The 16,385-nt window shown below is 64.5% G+C and carries 14 protein-coding genes and 1 tRNA gene; 6 read left to right on the top strand and 9 right to left on the bottom strand.

Features of this window, described 5'->3' with window-relative positions:
* Window positions 1–23: 23 nt before the first annotated feature.
* Window positions 24–1,160: a zinc-binding dehydrogenase gene (locus tag H7692_RS02060; protein ID WP_222136117.1), complete on the top strand. Its 1,137-nt coding sequence runs from the start codon at window positions 24–26 to the stop codon at window positions 1,158–1,160.
* Window positions 1,161–1,210: 50 nt separating this feature from the next.
* On the opposite strand, the gene H7692_RS02055 is transcribed toward H7692_RS02060, so the two are convergent.
* Genes H7692_RS02055 through H7692_RS02045 form a run of 3 tightly spaced genes read right to left on the bottom strand, consistent with a single transcriptional unit; the run spans window position 1,211 to window position 4,604 of the window.
* The gene (locus H7692_RS02055) at window positions 1,211–2,359 is read right to left on the bottom strand and encodes a cell wall hydrolase (protein WP_222136118.1); all 1,149 of its coding nucleotides are present in this window, start codon (window positions 2,357–2,359) and stop codon (window positions 1,211–1,213) included.
* 11 nt (window positions 2,360–2,370) lie between these two features.
* Window positions 2,371–3,291 carry a cysteine synthase A gene (cysK, locus tag H7692_RS02050; protein ID WP_201925425.1) on the bottom strand — a complete coding sequence of 307 codons (921 nt, stop codon included), beginning with the start codon at window positions 3,289–3,291 and terminating at the stop codon, window positions 2,371–2,373.
* Window positions 3,288–4,604, bottom strand: coding sequence for an MFS transporter (locus H7692_RS02045; RefSeq protein ID WP_222136119.1), 1,317 nt, complete (start codon window positions 4,602–4,604; stop codon window positions 3,288–3,290). Before H7692_RS02045 ends, cysK begins: the two co-directional genes overlap by 4 nt.
* A 131-nt stretch (window positions 4,605–4,735) precedes the next feature.
* Here H7692_RS02045 and H7692_RS02040 point away from each other — a divergent pair, with 131 nt between their 5' ends.
* Window positions 4,736–6,457: a DUF885 domain-containing protein gene (locus tag H7692_RS02040; RefSeq protein WP_227339694.1), complete on the top strand. Its 1,722-nt coding sequence runs from the start codon at window positions 4,736–4,738 to the stop codon at window positions 6,455–6,457.
* 12 nt (window positions 6,458–6,469) lie between these two features.
* Here H7692_RS02040 and H7692_RS02035 read toward each other — a convergent pair whose 3' ends face one another.
* Window positions 6,470–7,765: an RsmB/NOP family class I SAM-dependent RNA methyltransferase gene (locus H7692_RS02035; protein ID WP_227339693.1), complete on the bottom strand. Its 1,296-nt coding sequence runs from the start codon at window positions 7,763–7,765 to the stop codon at window positions 6,470–6,472.
* 55 nt (window positions 7,766–7,820) lie between these two features.
* On the opposite strand from H7692_RS02035, the gene H7692_RS02030 reads away from it, so the two are divergent.
* Window positions 7,821–8,024, top strand: coding sequence for a DUF1674 domain-containing protein (locus H7692_RS02030; RefSeq protein ID WP_227339692.1), 204 nt, complete (start codon window positions 7,821–7,823; stop codon window positions 8,022–8,024).
* A 79-nt stretch (window positions 8,025–8,103) separates the two neighbouring features.
* On the opposite strand, the gene H7692_RS02025 is transcribed toward H7692_RS02030, so the two are convergent.
* The 3 genes from H7692_RS02025 to H7692_RS02015 form a co-directional block, all read right to left on the bottom strand.
* Entirely contained in the window at window positions 8,104–8,880 is a 777-nt protein-coding gene (locus H7692_RS02025) for a SapC family protein (RefSeq protein ID WP_222136122.1), read from the bottom strand.
* Between the two features lie 109 nt (window positions 8,881–8,989).
* A complete protein-coding gene (locus H7692_RS02020; RefSeq protein ID WP_227339691.1) occupies window positions 8,990–10,414 on the bottom strand; it encodes an FAD-binding oxidoreductase in 1,425 nt (474 codons plus the stop codon).
* Window positions 10,415–10,625: 211 nt separating this feature from the next.
* The gene (locus H7692_RS02015) at window positions 10,626–10,895 is read right to left on the bottom strand and encodes a hypothetical protein (protein ID WP_227339690.1); all 270 of its coding nucleotides are present in this window, start codon (window positions 10,893–10,895) and stop codon (window positions 10,626–10,628) included.
* Between H7692_RS02015 and H7692_RS02010 the strand changes: the two genes are divergently transcribed.
* Both H7692_RS02010 and H7692_RS02005 read left to right on the top strand, forming a co-directional pair.
* Entirely contained in the window at window positions 10,894–11,145 is a 252-nt protein-coding gene (locus H7692_RS02010; protein ID WP_227339689.1) for a hypothetical protein, read from the top strand. The genes H7692_RS02015 and H7692_RS02010 overlap by 2 nt on opposite strands.
* A gap of 114 nt (window positions 11,146–11,259) precedes the next feature.
* Window positions 11,260–12,606 carry a DEAD/DEAH box helicase gene (locus H7692_RS02005; RefSeq protein ID WP_227339688.1) on the top strand — a complete coding sequence of 449 codons (1,347 nt, stop codon included), beginning with the start codon at window positions 11,260–11,262 and terminating at the stop codon, window positions 12,604–12,606.
* A gap of 232 nt (window positions 12,607–12,838) precedes the next feature.
* Here the strand turns inward: H7692_RS02005 and H7692_RS02000 are convergent, their stop codons facing one another.
* A complete protein-coding gene (locus H7692_RS02000; RefSeq protein ID WP_222136123.1) occupies window positions 12,839–13,855 on the bottom strand; it encodes an NADP-dependent oxidoreductase in 1,017 nt (338 codons plus the stop codon).
* A gap of 97 nt (window positions 13,856–13,952) precedes the next feature.
* On the opposite strand from H7692_RS02000, the gene H7692_RS01995 reads away from it, so the two are divergent.
* Window positions 13,953–14,028: transfer RNA gene (locus H7692_RS01995), tRNA-Ala, on the top strand.
* 44 nt (window positions 14,029–14,072) lie between these two features.
* Here the strand turns inward: H7692_RS01995 and H7692_RS01990 are convergent.
* Window positions 14,073–16,370 (bottom strand): ATP-dependent helicase, encoded by a 2,298-nt coding sequence (locus H7692_RS01990; RefSeq protein ID WP_222136124.1) that lies wholly within the window; start codon window positions 16,368–16,370, stop codon window positions 14,073–14,075.
* Between the last annotated feature and the right edge of the window lie 15 nt (window positions 16,371–16,385).

Raw genomic sequence — 16,385 nt, 5'->3', positions numbered from 1 at the left:
AAACCGAACATGGGAGACGCACGATGACCGACTTGCCCGACACCAACCTTGTCATGCTGACGCTGGTGAAGCCCGAGGGCGAGCTCGAGGTGTTCTTCGAGCGTCGCCCGATGCCAACGCCCAAACCGCACGAGGTGCTGGTGAAAGTGCACGCGACGCCGATCAACCCGTCGGACCTTGGCCTGCTGTTCGGCGGCGCGGATATGTCGACCGCGCGTGCCTCGACGCGCGACGGGCTCCCCGTCATTACCGCCGACGTGCCGCCGCCCGGCATGCGCGCGATGTCTGGACGCATCGGCGAGGCGCTGCCGATCGGAAATGAAGGAAGCGGCGTGGTCGTCGCCGCGGGCGACTCGCCCGAAGCGCAGGCGCTGCTCGGAAAGACCGTCGCGATGCTGGGCGGAGAAATCTACGCCGAATATCGCTGCCTCCCCGTCGGCATGTGCCTGCCGCTGCCCGACGGCACCGATCCTGCAGACGGCGCGTCCTGCTTCGTCAATCCGCTGACCTCGCAAGCCTTTGTCGAGACGATGCGGATGGAAGGGCATAGCGCGATCGTCCATACCGCTGCGGCCTCGAACCTGGGCCAGATGCTTGTCAAGATATGCGCGGCGGACGGCGTCCCGCTCGTCAACATCGTGCGCAGCGAAGCGCAGGTAAAGCTGCTCAAGGATCTGGGCGCCGAGCATATCGTCAACAGCAGCGACGATGATTTTCAGGACAAGCTGATCGCCGCGATCGTCGAAACGGGCGCAACACTGGGCTTTGACGCGATTGGCGGCGGCAAGCTTGCGGGCCAGATGCTGGCGGCGATGGAGGTCGCGGCGGTCAAGCGCATGGCGACCTACAGCCGCTACGGCTCGGATACGTTCAAACAGGTCTATATCTATGGCGCGCTCGACCTCGGCCCGACGATCCTCAATCGGAGTTTCGGCCTAACCTGGTCGCTGTCGGGATTCCTGCTGACGCCGTTCCTGCAAAAGGCCGGTGCCGAAGTCGTCGGTCGCCTGCGCCAGCGCGTTGTCGACGAGCTCACCACGACCTTCAAGAGCCATTACAGCCACGACATCTCGCTGACCGAGGCGCTCGATCTGGAAGTGGCGCATGCGTACAATGCCAAGCGGACGGGCGAGAAATATCTGATCCGGCCCAATGGGTGAGAAGCCGGGATGACGGACACGGGTTGTTCGACGTTCGGCAGCCCCAACCGTCACCGCTTCATGCACTGCCGCGCATCGTCGCGCTTGTACTCGCTGCAGTTCCACAGCGCCTTTTCGAACCCCGCCTTGTCGTCGCGCAGGTAGGAAAAGCTCATCGCGTTGCGTTGCATGTCGGACATCGCGTCGCTCTCGGGCTTGAGCATCGGGTTGGTCCAACCCATGAACTTGCAATAGGGGCGCTCGTCGCAGAGCCGGAGCGCGGTGGTGACGAAGCTTTCGGCGGTCGCGCTGCGGTCGAGCTGGACATAGATGGTGTCGCGGTCGCCGTTTGCGCCGGATCGCGTTGCGACGCGCGGTTCGCCCACTTCGGCGGGCGCGTCATTGCTTGCAAGGCCCGAGGGAAGGCCCAGCGCGGCGGCGTGAAGCGGCGACAGGGCGGCGAGCTTGGCCACGGCGCCGTCATTACCCGATACAACGCCGCGAAAGGCGCCGGGTGTCCCCCAGAAGCCGGGCCAGCGAAAGAAAAGATGCGTGCCGTCGATAGCGATTTTTTCGAAACTGTCGCTCCAGTAAGGGCGCACCCAGTCGGTATGGTAATGCGTCGCGAGGCCGACCGGCGCATAGGTGGCCCCCGAAAGCATCGCCTCTGCATTGGCCTGCGCGCGTGCCCACGCCGCCGCCGAATTACGCCGTGACAGCGCCCCATCGCAGGTGAAAGTGAATTGGCAGCCGGTCGTCCGCTCCGAACCCTGAAACACGACACCACAGATCGACTTGGGAAAGGCAGGGTGCCGCGCGCGGTTGATCACGACCTGACCGACCGCCTGCTGTCCGCGCGCGTCGTCGCCAGCTTCGTAAAGCATCGCCGCGGCGAGGCAGTCGCGGGCGCGGGCGCGTCCATCACCATTTCCTGAATAGCGGAACGGCGCGGGTGCGACCAAACCCGTCGTGACGAAGGGGATGCGCGCATTGGCGGCGCGCGCGTCCTCCTCGGCTATCGGCGCCAGTTCCATCGCCGGCACTTCGGGCACGACGTCCGGCGGCGGAGCGACGGGGTGAGGCCGGGCGAGCTGGCCGGGGCCGCGTTGGTTGTCGCTCGCATGAAGGACAGCCACGATCGCCGCGACGGCGATCAGGACGAACAGCCAGCCCGTCCCGTCGCGCCAAAGCGGCAACGCCTCTGTGGCATCGCTGCGCATGGACCGGGGCTTCAGATTTCCGGCAGGAAGTCGGGCACCGACAGATAGCGTTCGCCGGTGTCATAGTTGAAACCGAGCACGCGGCTGCCCGGCGGAAGCTCGGCAAGCTTTTGCTGGATCGCGGCCAGCGTCGCGCCCGAAGAAATGCCGACGAGCATGCCTTCCTCGGTGGCCGCACGGCGCGCCATGTTCTTGGCGTCGGCGGCGTCGACCTTGATCACCCCGTCGAGCAAATCGGTATGGAGGTTGCGCGGGATGAAGCCCGCGCCAATGCCCTGGATCGGGTGCGGAGCGGGCTGCCCGCCCGAAATGACGGGCGACGCGACAGGCTCGACGGCAAAGACCTTCAGGTTGGGCCAATGTTCCTTGAGGAACTGGGCGCAGCCGGTGATGTGGCCGCCGGTCCCGACCCCGGTGATCAGTGCGTCGATCGGGCTGTCCTTGAAATCGGCGAGAATTTCGGGCGCGGTCGTGCGCAGGTGGACGTCGATATTGGCTTCATTTTCGAACTGCTGCGGCATCCACGCACCGGGGGTCGTCTCGACAAGCTCGATCGCGCGCTCGATGGCGCCCTTCATCCCCTTTTCGCGCGGGGTGAGGTCGAAGGTCGCGCCATAGGCGAGCATCAGACGGCGGCGTTCGAGCGACATGCTTTCGGGCATGACAAGGATGAGCTTATAGCCCTTCACGGCCGCGGCCATGGCAAGGCCGATGCCGGTGTTGCCCGACGTCGGTTCGACGATGGTGCCGCCTTCCTTCAGGCTGCCGTCGCGCTCGGCCGCCTCGATCATCGCAAGGCCGATGCGGTCCTTGATCGAGCCGCCGGGATTGCTGCGTTCGGACTTCACCCAGACTTCGGCGTCGGGGAAAAGTTTCGTCATGCGGATGTGCGGCGTGTTGCCGATGGTGTCGAGGATCGAATTGGCTTTCATGTCGTCGGTCCTGTCTTGAATTGCGGTTCGAAAGTTCGCGCCCGGCGCAGCTCGGGGAAGAGCCATGACCATAGCGCGGTGACGCCAATCGCGCCAGCGCCGCCGATGACGACTGCGCCAACCGGGCCAAGCACCGCCGCCATTGCACCGGCGCGCATTTCGCCCAGTTCGTTCGATGCCGAGATCGCAAGACCCGACGCCGCGCTGACGCGCCCGCGCATCGCATCGGGGGTGTTGAGCTGGATCAGCGTGCCGCGCACAAAGACCGAGAACATGTCGGCCGCCCCCATGATCGCGAGCAGCGCGAGCGACAGGAAGAAATTGGTCGAGATGCCGAAACCCACCGTCACCGCGCCGAAGACGGCGACCGCCCACAGCATCTTGACCCCGACATTCCGTTCGATCGGACGGAACGAGAGGCCGATCGCGACCGCGGCGGCGCCGAGCGCGGGAGCAGCGCGCAGGAAGCCCAGTCCTTCCGACCCCGTTTGCAGGATGTCGCGCGCATAGACCGGCAGCATCGCGGTCGCGCCTGCCAGGATCACCGCGAACAGGTCGAGCGTGATCGTGCCGAGGAGGAAGCGATCGAACCAGACAAAGCGCAGCCCGTCGACCATCTCGCGCAAGGGATGGCGGCGCACCTCTGCCGGCGGCGGCAGAACCGGTCGCACGCGGCTGATCAAAAAGGCCGAAACGCCGAGGAATACGGCCGAAAAAACATAGACCGACGTCGGGCTGGCGGCATAGAGCAAACCGCCCGCTGCGGGACCGATGACCGATGCCGACTGCCATGCAATGCTCCCCATTGCAATTGCTCGCGGCAGGACGTTTGCGGGCACGATGTTCGGCGCAATCGCGCTCATGGCCGGCCCCGAAAAGACGCGCGCAACGCCGTGCAGTGCGGCGAGGGTGAACAGGAGTGGCAGCGTGAGCGCGTCGATCCAGGTGAACCAGCCGAGCGCCGCTGCAATCAGCAGATCGATGAGGTTCGAGAAAATGGCGACGCTGCGCCGCTCGAACCGGTCGGCGGCCCATCCGGCGACGGGGGTGAGGATGGCGAGCGGGACGAACTGGACGAGCCCGAGCAGCCCGAGCTGGAACGACGCCTCCTTGATCGACATGCCATAGTCGGTGCGCGCGGTGTCATAGAGCTGGTAGCCGATGACGACGACCATCGCGATCGTCGCCATCACGGCGGTGAAACGCGCGAACCAATAATAGCGATAGTCGCGAAATCGCAGCGGGGAAGGGGGCGGGCCGACCGGGGCCGGCAGCACCGGGTCATAGCCTTCCGAAGGGGGGAGAGTCGCCATCGCGCCCTCCCGTAACCGGCATTTCTGTTCTGTCCAGTATCGAATAGACTGTCGTTCGTCGATTTATTGCTGCCACGGCACCGGTCGGGTGGCAGATGTGCCGGCAGGTCCGGGTAAAGGGAGGAGCCAGAATGGCACGGAATTTCAAACGATTGGGGCAAGTCGCGCTCGCAGCGTCGTTGCTTGCGCTGGGCGCGTGCGATGCGGCGTCGGACAAGTCAGCAGCGACGGCCAATGGCAAGAGCTGGAATGCGTTTCGCGATACCTTCCTTAAAGGCTATTTTCCGCTCAACCCGACCTTCGCCGTCTATCAGGGCAAGCATGATTTTGACGGCAGGCTGCCCGACTGGTCGCCCGAAGGGTTGGAGAAGCAAGCCGCCTTCCTTGAACAGGCGATCGCCGACGCCAAGGCGTTCGATGGCCCGTTGACCGACGCCGAACGCTTCGAGCGCGACTATCTGATCAAGGTTGCAGAGGGGCAGCTCTTCTTCCTCCGCGATACGGATTTCGCGAAGAAGAACCCTGCCTTCTACGACGGCGCGCTCGACCCCAACGTCTATATCGCGCGGCCCTATGGCGATGCCGAAACGCGGATGAAGGCGTTCATCGCTTATGCCGAGAATGTCCCGGCGGCGGCGGCGCAGATCAAGGCGAATCTGGAGCTTCCGCTGCCTGCGACCTTCGTCAGATATGGCGCGGCAGGCTTCGGGGGCTTTGCCGATTATTATACCGGCGACGCCAAGGCGGCCTTTGCCGAGGTCAAGGACGAAGCGCTCCAGCAGCGGTTTGACGAAGCGGCGGCGAAGGCCGCGGCGGCGATGAAGGATCTGGCGAACCATATCCAGTCGCAGCCGGGAACGCCGGGTGGTTTCGCGCTTGGCGCCGAACGATTTTCGAAGATGCTTCTGACCAACGAGGGCGTCGAGACCTCGCTCGAAGAACTCGAAGCGATCGGCCGCGCCGATCTCAGGCGCAATCAGGACGCGTTGAAGGCGGCTTGCGCAAGATATGCCGCCGGACAGACGATCATCGACTGCATGAAAAGGATGGCAAGCAACAAGCCCGCCGACGGACCGGTTGCCGAGGCGCGGCGCCAATTGCCGATGCTGCGCGCGTTTCTCGTCGAGAAGGACCTGGTGTCCATCCCTGGCACCGAGGAGGCGCAGGTGCAGGAATCGCCGCCCTATAACCGCCAGAACAGCGCCTATATCGATATTCCCGGTCCCTATGAGACGGGGCTTCCGTCGGTCTATTATATCTCGCCGCCCGACCCGTCATGGGACCGGCAGACGCAACTCGACTTTGTGCCTGGCACGAAAGACCTGATGTTCACCTCGGTCCACGAGATATGGCCGGGCCATTTCCTCCACGCACTCCACTCCAACCGTGCCGAAAGCATCTTCGGCAAGCTGTTCGTCGGCTATGCCTTCGCCGAGGGCTGGGCGCATTACACCGAGGAGATGATGTGGGAAGCGGGACTCGGTGACGGCGATCCCGAAATGCACATCGGGCAGTTGTCGAACGCGTTGCTGCGCAACTGCCGCTATCTGTCGGCGATCGGCCTGCACACCCAGGGCATGACGGTCGAACAGAGCGAACAGCTGTTCAAGGAAGAATGTTTCCAGGACGAAGGCAATGCGCGCCAGCAGGCGGCGCGCGGGACTTATGACCCGCTCTACCTCAACTATACACTGGGCAAGCTGATGATCCGCAAGCTGCGCGAGGATTGGACGAAAGGCGACCGGACGAAGTGGAAGGCGTTCCACGACGAATTCCTGTCCTATGGTGGTCCGCCGATCCCGATGGTGCGCGCGGCAATGATGAAGGAAGATGCGCCGCGCGCGGTCTTCTGACCGGCGCGCCGGTCAAGCCGCCGGCGCGCGCAGCCGCGCGATAAAGAAACCGTCGAGCCCGCCCTCTTCGGCCAGCAAGCCCGGGAGGGTGCGGACATAGCCCGATGCGTCGGGGGCGATATCGCCGGGGAGTTCTTCCGCGCGCGCGGAAGCGACTTCCCAACCTGCATGCGTCGCCAGAAAGGCCGCCACCTGATCCTCGCCCTCGGCCCTTTCTAGCGAGCAGGTTGCATAAACGAGCGTCCCGCCCGGTTTGAGCCACTTTGCGGCGCGTGCGAGCAATTCGGACTGGAGCGCCGCCATTTCGGCTATCTGGCGCGGTTCGATGCGGTGCAGGACGTCGGGATGGCGCCGGAATATGCCGGTCGCCGAACAGGGGGCATCGAGGAGTACGGCGTCCACCGGCGCCTCGGGCTGCCAGTTGCGGATATCGCCCTGGACGATCGTTGCAGACAGACCGGTTCGCGACAGATTCTGTTCGAGCCGACCGAGGCGCTTGGCGCTCGAATCGACGGCGGTAACAGCCCACCCCGCAGCCGCAAGCTGCATCGTCTTGCCACCGGGGGCGGCGCAGAGGTCGAGGATAGTCCGCCCATGCCCTTCGCCGAGCAGGCGCACCGGCAAGCTCGCGGCGAGATCCTGGACCCACCAGCCGCCTTCGCCGTATCCGGGGAGCGTATCCACGGCATTTCCACGGTCCAGGCGCCGGTGTCGGGGCGCGAGCGCGGTAGCCTCTGGCCATTGGCCGGCATCGGGTTCGTTCGCGAAACTGAGGTCGAGCGGCGGCGCGGCGCTCCAGCTTTCCGACGCTGCGGCAACCATCGTGTCGCCCCACTGGGCGCGCCAGCGCTCCTCGACAGGAGCGGGAAGGCGCGCCGATACCGGGAGTGCCCATTGCTCTTGCTGGGCACGAGAAAGTATCGCGTGGACGAGCCGTCGCGGCCCTCCGTCGACGAGCGGCAGCGCGGTCGAGACGACGGCGTGTCCCGGCGTTTTGAGCACCAGAAGCTGGGCAAGCGCGAGGCGCAGCACGGCGCGGGACTTGACGTCGTCGGGCAGCGGTTGCGCCGTTGCGCCATCGATCAGCGCATCGATTTCGGCCATCCAGCGTAGCGTTTCGGACACGATGGCGACGCCAAAGGCGCGATCGGCGGGAGGCAAGCCCTGCATCGCCGCATGGGCCGCAACGTCGAGCGGATCACCACGCCGCAAGATGGCGTCGAGGAGGCGGAGCGCGGCTCGCCGGACGCCCGTACCCGGCGGCTCGCCGTTTGGCCGACGGCGCGGGCGGCGGCGATTGTCAGCCACGACGGGGGAACGGACGGTTGGCGCGGTGCATCGAAACTCCTATATCGATCAGGCTATGGCAAAGGACAAAGACACCATCGGCGGAACGCCGCGTGCGCAGACGCGGCCGCCCCATGTGAAGCCGCCGACCGACTGGGTCAACTCGCCGATCCCCGAACCCGCGGCGTGCGAAGCGATTGCAGCCGAGGATCAGCCGGGAGGCCGCAATCCTGTCCGCTATGGCGACTGGGAGCTCAAGGGCATCGCCATCGACTTTTAGACGCATTGGACCGCGCGGACGAAAATGGCGCGCGAGCACCCGTGCCCGCGCGCCACTCGAATCGATGTTGAACCCGCGCTTAGACTTGCGGGGCTTCGGTAACCTGCGGCATCTTGCCTGCGGCGACCTGCGCCGCAAAGACTTCGCGCATCAGCTGAAGCGAGAAAAGATGTGCGAAGATCAGCGGCATGATGCCGTTCTGGACCATCTTGCGCATCACGTCGCCGCGCAGTTCACGCAGCTTGTTCTCGTCGATCATCTGAAAACCGCGATAGATGAAGGGCTTGTCCGAATTTTCGGGCTGGATGCTGACTTCGCCGTCCATCAGCAGCTCGGCCTTTTTCAGCTCTTCGACGAACATGGTCGTCCGCTGGCCTGCCTCTTCGAACTGCTGACAGAATTGGAGCACGGCGTTGACCGCTTCCGACGGCTTGCCGTCGACGAAAAGCGCGTCGCCTTCGTCACCCTTTGCAATCGCGCCCGACGTGGGGTCGAAGCACAGCGAGAGTTCGTCGGAATCGGGACGCAGCCGTGCAAGGAGGAAGGGGTAGCGGCGGATATAGGCGGGGACATAGACCGGGTTCTTGAGCTTGCCTTCGTCGTCGACAAAGGTGTTCACGCCCTCGTTCAGGCCCATCAGGGCCAGCGGCACAGGCTTGTCGCCAGCCGAAAAGACGATGGGGTAAAAGCGGCTCGCCGCGACAAATTCGTCCGACGTCAGCGGCACGGCGTGCTGTTTGACAAGGAAATCCGCCTTTTCAAGGCCGCGCGCGCGAAAATCGGCGTGGTCGACGCTCGAAAGCGGTTCGAGGTCGTTGTAAAACAGCGGCAAAGCATTTTCGGGCGCAGTGGCCATGATCGAACTCCGGTAAAGGTCCCGCGCATTCGGGACAAAATGATGATGCAGCGCCTTATTGGCACGCGTCCCGCGGCGCAAGGGGCGATGCTCCGAATCGCGGGGTCAATCAGGCAATCAGCTTGCCCGGATTGAACAACCCCCGGGGGTCGAGTCCCGCCTTGATTCCGCGCAGCGCCGCCAGTCGCGCCGGGCTGTCGAGTTCGGCGAGCAGGTCGCGCTTCATCTGGCCGATGCCATGCTCGGCCGAGATCGACCCGCCGAGTTCGAGGACATGCCGATAGACAAGGCGGCTCACGGCTTCGCCATTCGCTGCCAGCCATTGCACCGCATCGACATCGGGCGGCGGTTTGACGTGGTGATGGACATTGCCGTCGCCCAAATGGCCGAACGACATGGCGCGCGCGCCGGGAAATTCTGCGACGAGGCGGTGCGGGTTCTCCGCGATAAAGGCCGGCATAAGGTCGACCGGCACGCTGATGTCATGTTGCAGCGCGGGGCCGTTGGCGCGCTCCGCCTCTGAAATCGAGTCGCGAATCCGCCAGAACTCCTCGCTTTCGCGTTCGTTTTGCGCGACGACGGCATCGTCGATCAGCTTCGCGTCGAGCGCAGCTTCCAGCCCCGCTCGAAGCGCTTCGTCGAGCGGCTCCTCGTCTTCGCCAGCGAGTTCGATCAGCACATGCCACGGCGTCTTTGCATCGAGCGGCGCACGCGTCTGCGGGATGTTCCGCAACACCGATTCGATGCACGATTGGGGCATGATCTCGAACCCCTCGAGCGCCCGGCCGAGCGCCGCGTCGAGGCGACGCAACAGTTGCAGGGCTGCGTCGGGCGAAGCAATCCCCACCCATGCCGTTCGCCGCGCTGTCGCCGCCGGAACGAGCTGCAAGGTCGCGGCGGTTACGATCCCCAAGGTCCCCTCGGCGCCACAGAACAGCTGGCGCAGATCATAGCCGCGATTGTCCTTCTTGAGCGCCGCGAGGCCGTTGAAAAGACTGCCGTCCGGGAGCACTGCCTCGACACCGGCGACGAGCCCGCGCATTGTCCCGTGGCGCAGCACCTGCGTGCCGCCGGCGTTGGTCGAGACAAGCCCGCCGATCGTCGCCGACCCCTTGCCGCCCAGCGTCAACGGGAACCGCAGGCCGTGCGCAAGGGCTGCGGCATGAAAATTCTCGAGGATAACACCGGCCTCGACGACCGCGAGTTGAGCCCCGGTGTCGATTTCGCGCACCCGGTTCATCCGGCGCATGCTGACGAGGAGTTGCGCCCCCGACGCGTCGGGCGTGGCGCCGCCGACCATGCCGCTGTTGCCCCCCTGCGGAACGAGGGGAAGGCCGTATTCGGCGCAGATTTTCACGAGCGCCGCCGTTTCGTCGCTGTCGGCGGGCGAGAGCATCGCCGCGGCGGCACCGCGATACTTGCCGCGCCAGTCGGTGAGCCACGGCGACATGATGTCGGGATCGGTCGTGAAGCCCTTGGGGCCGAGCAGATCGGAAAGCGCGCGCAATGCGGCGGGAGAAGGGGTTCCGGTCATCGGCATGGCTTCGCAGCTTCGTGCTTTGGCAAATGTCGCCGTACCGGCACTTTGGGGTCTCGACAGCAATTCATTTGATGTTCAATCATCATCGCTAGGGTGGGGATGGACGAAAAGCAGCAATTCGTCCAGCGCGCACCGCTACGGGAGCCGAATGTGATCGACGAAGCCTGTAATATTTTCCCGGAATCGGCGATCCCGACATGCTGAGTCACGCCTTGGCGCTTCTCGCGGCGGCGGCGCCGACTTCCGACGTTCCGCCGCCCGCCGCCCCGCCCGAACCGATTGCGACTGCGATACCCTTGCCGCCACCAGCCGATACGCCGCAGTGGCAGATCGTCATCGACCAGCAGGTCATCATACGCGTCCCGGCGCAGCGCTCGTCTCTCAACAACTTTGCTCCCAGCTCCGCGCCAACCGTCCGGCGATACGATATGCCGATCGAATGGAAGGAGAAGAAGGGGCCGAAATGTGTGGCCATGCGCAATATTGTCGGAATGCAGGCCGCGCAGCGCGACAGCATCGACCTTATAACCCGTCAAAAACAGCGGCTTAGGGCTCACCTTAACCGCGGATGCCGTGCGCTCGATTTCTATGCCGGCTTTTACATGCAGGGTAACGAGGACGGCAATCTCTGTGCGGGACGCGACGAGCTCCACGCGCGTACGGGCGCCAAATGCGAAGTCGACAAGTTCCGGGTGATGGTCGCTGTCCCGCGCGACGACGATTAATTGCCCGCTTCGTTCGGCTTTCCTTGACTTTTCCCCGCACTTTCCCCTAGTGGCGCCCGAGTGCTGGCGGGCGTGGGACGTCGCGCTGTCATCTTTTCCGGACATGTTGACCTTATGAAATTTGCCGACCTCGGCCTATCCGACGAACTTTTGCGCGCCATAATCGAGGCGGGCTATGACACGCCAACACCGATCCAGGCGGGCGCCATCCCCTCGGTGCTGATGATGCGCGACATGATCGGCATCGCGCAGACGGGGACGGGCAAGACCGCCTCCTTCGTCCTGCCGATGATCGACATATTGGCGCACGGCCGCACCCGCGCGCTGATGCCACGCTCGCTGATCCTCGAGCCGACGCGCGAACTCGCGGCCCAGGTCGCCGAAAACTTCGAGAAATACGGAAAGTATAACAAGCTTTCGATGGCGTTGCTGATCGGCGGCGTACAGATGGGCGACCAGGTCAAGGCGCTGGAAAAGGGCGTCGACGTGCTGATCGCAACGCCGGGCCGCCTGATGGACCTGTTCGAGCGCGGCAAGATTTTGCTCACCGGCTGCAACCTTCTGGTGATCGACGAGGCCGACCGGATGCTCGACATGGGCTTCATCCCCGACATCGAGCATATTTGTACCAAGCTGCCCGCGAACCGCCAGACGCTGCTCTTTTCGGCGACGATGCCGCCGCCGATCAAGAAACTCGCCGACAAGTTCCTCTCGAATCCCAAGACGATCGAGGTGGCACGCCCGGCGAGCCGCAACGAGAATATCGAGCAGTTCGTCGTCAAGACCAGCGAACGCGGCAAGCGCGACACGCTGCGCGCGCTGATCGAGGAAGAAGACGTCGGTACGGCGATCATCTTCTGCAACCGCAAGACCACGGTGCGCGAACTGGCAAAGTCGTTGCAACGCTATCGCTATCGCGCCGGCGAGATCCATGGCGACATGGACCAGTCGAGCCGCATTGCCGAACTCGATCGATTCAAGAATGGCGACATCAACATTCTGGTCGCATCCGACGTCGCCGCGCGCGGGCTCGACGTGAAGGGCGTGAGCCATGTGTTCAACTTCGATGCGCCCTGGCACCCCGACGATTATGTCCACCGTATCGGCCGCACGGGCCGCGCGGGGGCGCAGGGGCGGGCGTTCACGCTCGTCACCCCGTCGGACGACGAAGCGCTCGACAATATCCAGAAGCTGACCGGCTACAATATTCCGGTCCACGGTGGCACGGCCAAGGCTTCGCCGGTCGCCGACGAGACCGAAGCGCCGCGCGAACCGAAAAGCGGCCGTCGCGGAGCGAACCGAAACAAAGGTCGCGACGACGCCCCTGAAGCGCCGCGCGCTCGCGCCAAGGCGCCGCCCAAGCCCCCGAAGGCAGCGCCGCGTCCGCCGCGCGACGACGAATCCGACGACGGGTGGAACGGCCCGCTGCCGGACTTCCTCTCGGTGGGTTTCGGAAGCTGATTTCGCCGATCATTGCAGAGCGCAGTTTGAACTGACGTCGGCCTTGGGGCGGGGAGCGGACATTTAATCCTCCCTGTGGCGAAGCTATCGGGAGGGAGGAGGCCACGCCCGCAAGGCGTGGTGGAGCGACGGCGAAGTCGCGCCAATCGCCCCTCCGGCAGCGACACTTATATATTCGACGCATCCGTCCGTCGTTTCGGTCGCTTCAAGGGCGTTTCACGCGAGGCCCCGCCTAGATCCGGACCAGCATCTTTCCAATGTTTTCGCCCGCAAACAGGCCGAGGAATGCCTCCGGCGCGGCGTCGATGCCATCATGGACCGTCTCGCGGATCGTGACCGCGCCGCTGGCGATCAACGCGCCCATGTCGGCATAGAATTCCTCCATGCAGTCGAAAAACTGATCGGTGTAGATAAAGCCTTCCATACGGATGCGCGCCGGGATGGTGCGGATCAGATATTTCATCTCCTGCGGATGTCCGTCGTTATAGACGTCGATCATCCCGCAGATCGCAAAGCGCGCGAAATCGTTGGCGACCGCGAACGCCGCGTCCAAATGCTCGCCGCCGACATTGTCGAAATAGACGTCGATGCCGGGCTTTCCGAGGCCTTCGAGGGCGGCGGCAAGTTGGGGCAGGACCGGACCGGCCTTGTAATCGACCGCGGCGTCGGCACCGATGTCGGCGACCCACGCGCATTTCTCGGCTCCGCCCGCCGAGCCGATGACCGTCATTTCGCGCGCCTTCGCAATCTGGACGACCGCCGACCCCACCGCACCCGCGGCCGCCGACACGAAAACCGTTTCGCCCGGCTTGGCGGCGGCGACTCGGAGCAATCCTATCCACGCGGTGCCGCCCGTGAGTCCCATGTTGTGCAGGAAAGTCTGAGGCGGCATGCCCGCGTCGAGAAGCTGCCTTGGCAGTTTGTTGGGCATCAGGTCGAGCCCGATGACACCGCCATCGCGCCAGCCGCCCATGTGGAGGATGAGGTCGCCGGGCGCGAAGCCGTCCATCCGGCTTTCGACCACCTCGCCGATCGCGCCGCCGGTCATCGGCTCACCGAGCTGGAAACTGGCAGCGTAGCTTTTCGCGTCGTTCATCCGGCCACGCATATAGGGATCGACCGACAGCCAGCGATTGCGCACGCGAAGCTGGTTCGCTTCAAGCGGCTGGTCGGGCAAATCGCGCAGCGCGAAATTATCCATCGTCGGCAAGCCCTGCGGACGACTCACCAAATGCCATGCCTTCGCCATCGGAACCCCCCATTCCCATGTTTCAACGCGTAACCGGCTCTTTGGTCAGAAAAGCCGTTGCCACTGTCAAGCGGGATCGTTAAGACGCCGCCGTCGCGGGGCCGTAGCTCAGATGGGAGAGCGCTGCAATCGCACTGCAGAGGTCAGGGGTTCGATTCCCCTCGGCTCCACCAGCGACCCTTTTCCGGACAGGCAATAGCGTGCCGTTACGACACGATCAGGCGGGCTGGACGAAGCCGTCGAGGACGCGCTTCGTGCCGGCCTGTTCGAACTCGACCTCCAGCTTGTTGCCGTCGATGTCGGCAATTGCCCCATAGCCGAATTTTTCATGAAACACGCGCATCCCGATCGCCAGATCGGCGCGCGGCCTGGCGCCAACGGATGCCGCGGGGCCTTTTTCGCTGGGCGCGGGGGCGCGGGTGATCGTCGAGGATTGCGCCACGGCGCGCTGCCACGCGGGTCCGCGGGTCATCGTCCGCGAAGGCTGGCGTTCGGCGACATGTGCGAAGGGATCGCCCTGCGCCGACCAGTTGGCGCGCCACAGGCTTTGTCCGCCGCCGAAGCTGTTCTGGCTTTCGACATGTTCGGGCGGAATTTCGCCGATGAAGCGGCTGGGAATGCTGCTCATCCACTGGCCATAGATGCGACGGTTGGCAGCATGATAGATGCTCGCGCGGCGGCGCGCGCGCGTGATCGCGACATAGGCGAGGCGGCGTTCTTCCTCGAGGCTGGCGGTGCCGCCTTCGTCCATCGCGCGCTGTGACGGAAACACGCCGTCTTCCCACCCGGCGAGGAATACATGGTCGAATTCGAGGCCCTTGGCGGCGTGGATCGTCATGATCGTCACGGTTTCCGACTGATCGTCATTGTCGCGGTCCATGACGAGGCTGACATGCTCGAGGAACGCTTCGAGCGAATCATATTCCTCCATCGCCCGAACGAGTTCGGAGAGGTTCTCGAGCCGCCCCGCGGCCTCGGCGCTGCGATCGGCCTGCAGCATCGCCGTATAGCCCGATTCGTCGAGGATAAGCTGGGTCAGCTCGGGGTGCGACAGTTCGCCCGCCTTCGCCTGCCAGCCACGCATCTGCGCGACGAAGCCGGAAAGGCTGCGCCGCGCTTGCGGCGTGAGTTCGTCGGTCTCGGTGATCCTTGACGCGGCGTGGAAGAGCGGCGCGCGTTCGATGCGCGCGAACTGGTGGATGCGTGCGAGCGCCTTGTCGCCGAGGCCCCGCTTCGGGACATTGACGATGCGTTCGAACGCAAGGTCGTCGGCGCTCGACTGAACGAGGCGCAGATAAGCGAGCGCGTCGCGGATTTCGGCGCGCTCGTAGAAGCGATAGCCACCGACGATGCGATAGGGCATTCCGATCGCGATAAAGCGGTCTTCGAACTCGCGCGTCTGGAATTGCGCGCGCACAAGGATTGCGGCGCGGTCGAGCGAGATGCGCTGGCGTTGCAAATCCTCCAGCTCTTCGCCGATCCGCCGCGCTTCTTCGGGTCCGTCCCATACGCCGACGACGCGCAGCTTGTCGCCGGGGTCAAGGTCGGTCCACAGCGTCTTGCCGAGCCGGTCCGAGTTCTGCGCGATCAATGCCGATGCGGCAGCGAGGATTTGCGGCGTCGAGCGATAATTTTGTTCGAGCCGGATCACCGTCGCGCCCGGGAAATCCTTTTCGAAGCGAAGGATATTGGCAACCTCCGCGCCGCGCCACGAATAGATCGACTGGTCGTCGTCACCGACGCAGCAGATATTCTTGTGTGCCTGCGCGAGCAGGCGGAGCCAGAGATACTGGCTCGCATTGGTGTCCTGATATTCGTCGACGAGGATATATTTGAAGCGTTGCTGATATTGTTCGAGCACGTCGCGGTGCGTTTTCAGGATGACGAGCATGTGGAGCAAGAGGTCGCCGAAGTCGCAGGCGTTGAGCGTCTTCAGCCGCGCCTGATAGAGCGCGTAGAAATGCTGTCCCTTGCCGTCGGCATAGGCTTCCCTGTCGGCGGCATCGAGGTCGGCGGGGGTGAGGCCGCGGTTCTTCCACCGGTCGATCAGTCCCGCAAGCTGGCGCGCGGGCCAGCGCTTTTCGTCGAGCCCTTCGGCCTGAATGAGCTGCTTGAGCACGCGCAACTGGTCGTCGGTGTCGAGGATGGTGAAATTGCTCTGGAGCCCGACGAGTTCGGCGTGGCGACGGAGCATTTTCGCCGCGATGCTGTGAAAGGTGCCAAGCCAGGGCATCCCCTCGACCGCATCGCCGATCATCCGCCCGATGCGTTCGCGCATCTCGCGCGCCGCCTTGTTGGTGAAGGTGACCGCAAGAATTTCCGACGGCCAGGCGCGCCGCGTCGCGATGATGTGCCCGAGCCGCGCGGTGAGCGCGGCGGTCTTGCCCGTCCCGGCGCCCGCGAGCATCAGCACCGGTCCCTCGGTCGTCAGCACCGCCTGCCGCTGCGGCCCGTTGAGGCCGGCGAGATAGGGCGGGTCGGATGCGTCGGGCAGGGGGGACGGGGTATCGGTCACGCGCGAACGATTAGG

The sequence above is a fragment of the Sphingopyxis sp. P8 genome (assembly GCF_020622175.1).
Classification (GTDB): domain Bacteria; phylum Pseudomonadota; class Alphaproteobacteria; order Sphingomonadales; family Sphingomonadaceae; genus Sphingopyxis; species Sphingopyxis jiangsuensis.
The sequence above is the reverse complement of the archived record's forward strand: the minus strand, read 5'-3'. Positions and strand labels throughout refer to the sequence as shown.

What these genes read in the sequence shown, in the direction of transcription:
- H7692_RS02060 (WP_222136117.1), top strand. Translation starts at nt 24, where the DNA reads ATGACCGACTTGCCCGACACCAACCTTGTCATGCTGACGCTGGTGAAG.
- H7692_RS02055 (WP_222136118.1), bottom strand. Translation starts at nt 2,359, where the DNA reads ATGCGCAGCGATGCCACAGAGGCGTTGCCGCTTTGGCGCGACGGGACG.
- cysK (WP_201925425.1), bottom strand. Translation starts at nt 3,291, where the DNA reads ATGAAAGCCAATTCGATCCTCGACACCATCGGCAACACGCCGCACATC.
- H7692_RS02045 (WP_222136119.1), bottom strand. Translation starts at nt 4,604, where the DNA reads ATGGCGACTCTCCCCCCTTCGGAAGGCTATGACCCGGTGCTGCCGGCC.
- H7692_RS02040 (WP_227339694.1), top strand. Translation starts at nt 4,736, where the DNA reads ATGGCACGGAATTTCAAACGATTGGGGCAAGTCGCGCTCGCAGCGTCG.
- H7692_RS02030 (WP_227339692.1), top strand. Translation starts at nt 7,821, where the DNA reads ATGGCAAAGGACAAAGACACCATCGGCGGAACGCCGCGTGCGCAGACG.
- H7692_RS02025 (WP_222136122.1), bottom strand. Translation starts at nt 8,880, where the DNA reads ATGGCCACTGCGCCCGAAAATGCTTTGCCGCTGTTTTACAACGACCTC.
- H7692_RS02020 (WP_227339691.1), bottom strand. Translation starts at nt 10,414, where the DNA reads ATGACCGGAACCCCTTCTCCCGCCGCATTGCGCGCGCTTTCCGATCTG.
- H7692_RS02010 (WP_227339689.1), top strand. Translation starts at nt 10,894, where the DNA reads ATGCGCAATATTGTCGGAATGCAGGCCGCGCAGCGCGACAGCATCGAC.
- H7692_RS02015 (WP_227339690.1), bottom strand. Translation starts at nt 10,895, where the DNA reads ATGGCCACACATTTCGGCCCCTTCTTCTCCTTCCATTCGATCGGCATA.
- H7692_RS02005 (WP_227339688.1), top strand. Translation starts at nt 11,260, where the DNA reads ATGAAATTTGCCGACCTCGGCCTATCCGACGAACTTTTGCGCGCCATA.
- H7692_RS02000 (WP_222136123.1), bottom strand. Translation starts at nt 13,855, where the DNA reads ATGGCGAAGGCATGGCATTTGGTGAGTCGTCCGCAGGGCTTGCCGACG.